The sequence below is a fragment of the Pseudomonas sp. PSPC2-3 genome (assembly GCF_049898265.1).
In the GTDB taxonomy this organism is placed as follows: Bacteria; Pseudomonadota; Gammaproteobacteria; order Pseudomonadales; family Pseudomonadaceae; genus Aquipseudomonas; species Aquipseudomonas veronii.
On the sequence record NZ_JAFCXJ010000010.1, the window covers coordinates 351,601 to 358,196 of the forward strand.

At 59.9% G+C, this 6,596-nt stretch carries 8 protein-coding genes; 5 read left to right on the forward strand and 3 right to left on the reverse strand.

Features of this window, described 5'->3' with window-relative positions:
• Window positions 1-8: 8 nt before the first annotated feature.
• Together dusA and tal are read left to right on the forward strand one after the other, a co-directional pair.
• Window positions 9-1,019, forward strand: coding sequence for a tRNA dihydrouridine(20/20a) synthase DusA (gene dusA, locus ACP7E3_RS24275; RefSeq protein ID WP_426124654.1), 1,011 nt, complete (start codon window positions 9-11; stop codon window positions 1,017-1,019).
• Between the two features lie 208 nt (window positions 1,020-1,227).
• Window positions 1,228-2,154: a transaldolase gene (gene tal / locus ACP7E3_RS24280; RefSeq protein ID WP_017848890.1), complete on the forward strand. Its 927-nt coding sequence runs from the start codon at window positions 1,228-1,230 to the stop codon at window positions 2,152-2,154.
• Between the two features lie 124 nt (window positions 2,155-2,278).
• Here tal and rssC read toward each other — a convergent pair whose 3' ends face one another.
• Window positions 2,279-2,761 carry an anti-sigma factor antagonist RssC gene (gene rssC / locus ACP7E3_RS24285; RefSeq protein WP_017848891.1) on the reverse strand — a complete coding sequence of 161 codons (483 nt, stop codon included), beginning with the start codon at window positions 2,759-2,761 and terminating at the stop codon, window positions 2,279-2,281.
• The gene (gene rssB / locus ACP7E3_RS24290) at window positions 2,761-3,942 is read right to left on the reverse strand and encodes a two-component system response regulator RssB (protein ID WP_017848892.1); all 1,182 of its coding nucleotides are present in this window, start codon (window positions 3,940-3,942) and stop codon (window positions 2,761-2,763) included. The genes rssC and rssB overlap by 1 nt, the downstream gene beginning before the upstream one ends.
• Before the next feature lie 277 nt (window positions 3,943-4,219).
• Between rssB and ACP7E3_RS24295 the strand changes: the two genes are divergently transcribed.
• On the forward strand, window positions 4,220-4,516 hold the full coding sequence (locus ACP7E3_RS24295; protein ID WP_057003772.1) for a PilZ domain-containing protein: 297 nt from the start codon (window positions 4,220-4,222) through the stop codon (window positions 4,514-4,516).
• A 60-nt stretch (window positions 4,517-4,576) separates the two neighbouring features.
• Here the strand turns inward: ACP7E3_RS24295 and ACP7E3_RS24300 are convergent, their stop codons facing one another.
• Window positions 4,577-5,215: an MlaA family lipoprotein gene (locus tag ACP7E3_RS24300; RefSeq protein WP_371928131.1), complete on the reverse strand. Its 639-nt coding sequence runs from the start codon at window positions 5,213-5,215 to the stop codon at window positions 4,577-4,579.
• A gap of 237 nt (window positions 5,216-5,452) precedes the next feature.
• Here ACP7E3_RS24300 and ACP7E3_RS24305 point away from each other — a divergent pair, with 237 nt between their 5' ends.
• Complete coding sequence (locus ACP7E3_RS24305) at window positions 5,453-6,061, forward strand: hypothetical protein (RefSeq protein WP_046384311.1); 609 nt, start codon at window positions 5,453-5,455, stop codon at window positions 6,059-6,061.
• 110 nt (window positions 6,062-6,171) lie between these two features.
• Window positions 6,172-6,438, forward strand: coding sequence for a DUF4404 family protein (locus ACP7E3_RS24310; RefSeq protein ID WP_108524363.1), 267 nt, complete (start codon window positions 6,172-6,174; stop codon window positions 6,436-6,438).
• Window positions 6,439-6,596 lie beyond the last annotated feature (158 nt).

Consider the following 6,596-nt stretch of genomic DNA (forward strand, 5'->3'; position numbering starts at 1 on the left):
TGAGTAAAATGATTCAAAAACAGAGCTTTAGCCCAGCAGAATCAAGCCCCGCACTGTCTCGGCGCTTTAGCGTTGCACCCATGATGGACTGGACCGACCGCCACTGCCGGTTCTTCCTGCGCCTGCTCTCCAAACACGCCCTGCTCTACACCGAGATGGTCACCACCGGCGCGATCCTCCACGGCGATCACGAGCGCTTCCTGCGCCACAACGACGCCGAGCACCCGCTCGCCCTCCAACTGGGCGGCAGTGTTCCCGCCGATCTGGCCGCTTGTGCCCGTATGGCCGAGGCTGCCGGTTACGATGAAGTGAACCTGAACGTCGGCTGCCCCAGCGATCGGGTGCAGAACAATATGATCGGCGCGTGTCTGATGGGCCATCCGGCGTTGGTGGCGGATTGCGTGAAGGCGATGCGCGATGCGGTGTCGATTCCGGTGACGGTGAAGCACCGTATCGGGATCAATGGGCGGGACAGTTACGCCCAGTTGTGTGATTTCGTCGGGCAGGTGAAGGACGCGGGGTGTACCAGTTTTACCGTGCATGCGCGGATTGCGATTCTGGAGGGGTTGTCGCCGAAGGAGAATCGCGACATTCCGCCGTTGCGTTATGACGTGGCGGCGCAGTTGAAGCGCGATTTTGCCGAGTTGGAGATTATTCTCAACGGTGGGATCAAGACGCTGGAGCAGTGCCAAGAGCATTTGCAGACGTTTGACGGGGTGATGCTGGGCCGGGAGGCTTATCACAATCCGTATTTACTGGCGGAGGTGGATCAGCAGTTGTTTGGCAGCGCGCGGCCGGTGATCAGTCGGGCAGAGGCGTTGGCGCAGTTGCGGCCTTATATCGCGGAGCATTTGGCAAGCGGTGGCTCGATGCATCACATTACGCGGCATGTGCTGGGGTTGGGCACGGGTTTCCCTGGGGCGCGCAAGTTCCGGCAGTTGTTGTCGGTGGATATTCATAAAGCGAGTGACCCGCTGGCGTTGCTGGATCAGGCGGCGGAGTTGTTGGAGGGCCGGTGAAACCGGCGCCCACAGGTTGATCGCGGTGTTCATTGGGCTGTTGGGTTGAACCTGCGGGCGATTTTGCCCTCCTATTTACCAGCAAGGCCAGTCATTCAAACGGCTGTTTTCAGGTTGTTGCCCTCGCAAACGATCGAACGCATTTGCGCCCTTGAGCGCCTGCCAGCGCTCGGGTAATGTCATCAGACCCATAGGACAGAGCACGCTCATGACTTCCAAGCTGGAACAACTCAAACAGTTCACCACCGTCGTCGCCGATACCGGCGATTTTGCGGCCCTCGCCAATCTCAAGCCGCAAGATGCCACCACCAACCCTTCCCTGCTGCTCAAGGCCGCGTCGATCCCGGGCTATGCCAAGTTGCTGGATGAGTGCGTGAAGGACTGCAACGGTGATGTCGGCCTGGCCAGCGACCGTTTTGCGGTGGCGGTGGGTCAAGAGATCCTGAAAGTGGTGCCCGGCCGTATCTCCACCGAGGTGGATGCGCGCCTGTCGTTCGACACTGACGCCGTACTCAAGCGCGCGCACCGTCTGATCGACCTGTACGAAAAAGCCGGGGTTGGCCGTGATCGCGTGCTGATCAAGATCGCGTCCACCTGGGAAGGCATCCGCGCGGCGGAGAAGCTGGAAAAAGAAGGCATCCAGACCAACCTGACGCTGCTGTTCTCCTTCGCCCAGGCCGTGGCCTGTGCCGAAGCGGGCGTGTTCCTGATTTCGCCGTTCGTGGGCCGTATCTACGACTGGTACAAGAAAGCCAACGGCAACGACTACACCGGCGCCGACGATCCGGGCGTGCAGTCGGTGACGCGCATCTACAACTACTACAAGGCCAATGGCTACAAGACCGTGGTGATGGGGGCGAGTTTCCGCAACTTGAGCCAGATCGAAGAGCTGGCCGGTTGTGATCGCCTGACCATCAGCCCGGACCTGCTGGAGAAACTGGCGGCCGATACCGGCAAGCTGGAGCGCAAGTTGTCGCCAGGCCATGCCGGTGAAGCGCGGGTGCATCTGACTGAAGCGCAGTTCCGTTGGGAGTCCAACGAGGATGCGATGGCGACCGAGAAGCTGGCCGAGGGGATTCGTCAGTTTGCCCGCGACCAGGAGAAGCTGGAGGCGTTGCTGGCAGCCAAGCTGTAACAGCGGCGGCAGCAAAAAGGGCGGGACCTGTGAGGGTTCCGCCCTTTTTTGTGTCAATCCGTTAGGCATGTACTGACAGGTCTGGGGCAATCGGGAGCAAGCCCCCTCCCACACCTGGGGAGTGTCAGTGGCGTTCGAGGGCGTTGACGAGGTCGTGGAAGGCTTCGCGGTTGGACTCGTTCAAGCCCATCAGGATTTTGTGCGCTTCCAGCACCTTGATCCGCACGATTTCCTCGGATTGGTCCTGGGACGGCAGGTCGGTCAGGCATTCCGGGCAGGGGATCGGGCGGTCAACGATGTTGAACACTTGATCGAAGCCCATGGACTGCAGCAGACGGGTGATGTCTTCGTGGGTAGTGACGACAGTGGGCAACAGGCCGACCTTCTGCCGAGACAGAATGGACAACTTGGCCAACAGCCCAAGCGTGGTGCTATCGATGCTGCGGGTTTCGGTCAGATCGATCACGATCGCCGAGAAATTCAGCGCTGTGAAGATCCGCTCAATCGTTGCATCCAGCGCCGAACACAAGGTCAGGCGCACTTCACCGACAAACTTCAGGACAAACGTCCCGTCTTGCTCGGCGAATTGGATTCTTCCGGTACTCATCAAAGATTCCTGCTCAACACCAATAGGGCGATATCATCCGGCATCTCCCCTAGCGTGGCCAATCCAAAAACCTGCCGCAGGCCATCCAGGCTGCCGCCCGCCGACTTGACCCGTTGGGGCAAGGCAGCTTCTTTCTCTTTGAGTGTAGGCTCTGGAAGAAGGTCGAGGATGCCATCGGACATCAGCGTCAGGCTGAAGGTCGGCGGCAGCTCCAGGATGTGGTCTTCGTAGGTGGCTTCATTGAACAAGCCGACGGGCAGACCACGCCCTTCCAGGTAGCGCACACTGTCAGGAGTGTATAAAACCGGCATCGGCAGGTGACCGCCGATGCTGTAGGTCAAAAGACCGGTTTCTTCATCAATCACGCCGCCCACCATCGTCACGTGCTTGCCCAGCTTGCAGCTGATCAGGCCTCGGTTGATGTGGCCCAGCACCTCGGAGGGGGTGAACTCCGGCAAGGTGCCATTGCGCTTGGATTCGAACAGCAGCCGTGTGGTCATGAACTTCAACAACACGGTGACAAATGCCGAGGACGCGCCGTGGCCGGACACGTCGGCCAGATAAAACGCCACCCGCCGCTCATCTACGCGGAAATAGTCGACAAAATCACCCGACAGGTACAGCGACGGGATGATCTGGTGCGCAAACTTGAACTCATCGATGGTCCACGGGCTGACCGGCAGCATGTTCATCTGCACCTGGCGACCGGCGTTCTGGTCTTCCTGGAGCAGGTTCAGGCTGGCTTCGAGTTCGCGGTTGGCGGTTTCGAGCTTTTCGCGGTAGCGCTGGTTTTCCACCAGCAGGCGTGCGCGATCCAGGGCGCGGCGCACCGAGTGCTCCAGCACCGCCAGGTCTTCCAGGGGCTTGATCAGGTAGTCGGCGGCGCCCAGGCGCAGGGCCTCGACGGCATCGTTCATCACCCCGGCACCGGACACGACAATCACCGGCGTCTGCGGAGCAAGCTCGGTCACCTGGCGAATCAGTTCGAGGCCGCCCATCTGGGGCATGCGCAGATCGCAGATCACGAGGTCGGGCTTGTCGCGCTCGAATACCTGGAGACCCTGTTGGCCATTACTGGCCTGCAGGACGCTGAAGCCACTGTCTTCCAAATAGGCCGCAAGGCTTGCGCGCACTACTTCGTCGTCATCGATTATCAGCAGCGTGGCACTGGTTTTTGGCATGTGGGCAAACGGCGCCAGAATTAGGTTGGCGTAGGCGGCTCGGCAATGGCCGGGCTCACGCTACTGGATTCGCTTTCTAGCCTCTCTGTCCTACAAAGCATAGGCTTTTTGCCCACGCACAAAGGTAAAGCAGAGATGCCCTTCTAAGGCGCAGACGGTACTCCCATCCGACAGGGGTTTCAAGCTCATGCCGATGGTCGCCGAACGTCTTTACATCGCAAATCACCGGGAGTTATAAGAACAGCCATCACCACAACACAAAGTAAGGATGGAAGCTGTGAGCGAACACGAGCGCGACTACGCTGAAAAGCGCGATTTCATCCGCATGCGAGTGGATGCCAATGTCTCTTTGATCCATGCCGGGCAAGAAATTGACGGGGTTTGCGTGGACCTCTCCAGCTCCGGCATGCAGGTGCAGGCACCTCGCCAGTTCACGGTGGGCGATCTGCTGACCGTGCGGATCGAGTCGGAGCACGCGGCCCTCGCGGGCCTGGAAGCGGACACCCAGGTGGTATGGGCGAAGAACGAGGGCGACGGCCAGCATCTGGGGCTGAAGATCCTGAAAATGCGCTAATACCCGCGCACAAAAAAGGCGACCACATGGTCGCCTTTTTTCGTTTCAAGAGGTCTCGACCTAGAAGTCGTCGACAACCTTGCCGTCCTTGACCTTGAACTCGCGGTTCTGCAGGTAGGCGTTGCGGATGAAGGTGTACTTGTCGCCGGTGATCAACTTCTCGCTGTCGAGCAGGCTGGCACGGGTGTCGACGATGTTCAGGCCGAAGGTGCTGTTGCGCCAGCCGATGTCGTTCATGTAGCGGTACGGTTGGGTGTAGCTGTCCACGTATTTGGACGGCGCGTCGCGCAGGGTGCTTGGGCCCAGCAGCGGCAGCATCACGTAAGGACCGCTGCCGACGCCCCAGTAACCGAGGGTCTGGCCGAAGTCTTCGTCGCTGCGGTGCAGCCCCATTTTGGTGCCGACGTCGATAAAGCCCAGCACGCCGAAGGTGGTGTTCATCAACAGGCGGGCAGTGTCCACGCCGGCCGCGTGTGGCTTGAGTTGCAACACGTTGTTGGCCAGGTTGCCGACATCGCCGATATTGCGGAAGAAGTTGTGCACGCCGTCCTGCACGAATTGCGGGGTCACAAACTGATAGCCTTGGGCCAATGGTTTGAGGGCGTAGGTATCAACGGTGTCGTTGAAGGTGAAGATCGGGCGGTTGATGCTTTCCCATGGATCATCTTCCGACGCGGCCTGTGCGGCGAAAGGGGCCATCAGGATAGCGGCACACACCGAAAACTGAGCGAAGTAGTGGCTCCAGCGCATAGCTTTTGCTCCTTGAATAGTCTGTCATGGGCGCTATGCCCTGAATAAGGCGCCAGTATATGACGGAAGTGTCCTTTTAGGCAGCTGCCAGGAAACGACATACGGAAAATGTACAAAATTCCTACAAACTGTCACGGACTTGTCACGCCACTCCGATAGCGTCGTAGCTATTTCAGGGATGTCGAAATGCCTCACGCCGAGATTGCCGTCGCCACTGCACCCACCTTGACCGCCGTGTTGTTTGGCCTGAGTGGCTGCCTGGTCGATTTCGGTTCCCAGGCGCGCACCGATTCACCCTCCCCGCACGCCGAAGCCACGCCAGGTGCGCTGAAGGTCCTGCGCAGCCTCAAGGAACAAGGCGTGCCCTGCGCCTGGCTGGATGAGCTGCCGCCCTCGGTAACAGCCCCACTGACCGCCGCGTTGCCCGATTGGCTCAGGGCCGCAGCGCCCTCAACCATCCGCTGGCCCGCCCCACATGCATGCTGGCAAGCCTTGATGGAATTGAACATCGAACGCCTGGAAGGCTGCGTGCTGGTCAGCGGCGAGCCGCGCCTGCTGCAATCGGGCCTGAATGCCGGGCTGTGGACTATCGGCCTGGCGTCCTGCGGTTCGCTGTGCGGCCTGGCGCCCGAGCAATGGCAGGCACTGACCGACCAACAACGCGAATACAAACGCGGCAAGGCCACCGTGGCGCTGTATGGGCTGGGGGTGCATTCGGTGATCGATCACCTCGGCGAGCTCGGCACCTGCCTGGCAGACATCAGCCTGCGCCAGCTCAAAGGCGAAAAGCCCTGATTGAGATCATGCACAGACGGCGCCGGTAGATTAATCTACAGCTCCTCTCGTAGACCTTTCTCGGCGTGCCGTGGTCTATGCCAGTGCCTATCGATAAAAGGAACAACACCATGCCTGCCCGCGAAAAACTGCAAGAACAGGTCAACATCCTGCGCGAGCAACTGGACCAGGAACCACCGCTGCCAGCCGAAAAACGTGAAGCGCTGGAAGCCTTGCTGGCCAAGTTTGAAGTACAACTTGAACTGGAACCGGCCACCCAGCCGCCCAGCATCGTAGACGATGTGAACCGGGCGGTAGAAGGTTTCGAGTTAGACCACCCAGGCATTGCCGGGACGCTGCGCAATATCGTGATCACCCTGGGCAACATCGGCATTTAGCCCGCGCCCAAACCAAGCACAGAACCAAATGTGGGAGGGGGCTTGCCCCCGATAGCAGTGGGTCAGGCACAGAGACTGTGACTGACACTCCGCTATCGGGGGCAAGCCCCCTCACACAGTGGGTTTGTGTTACGGTGACTGGCGCGGCGGGCGCAGGT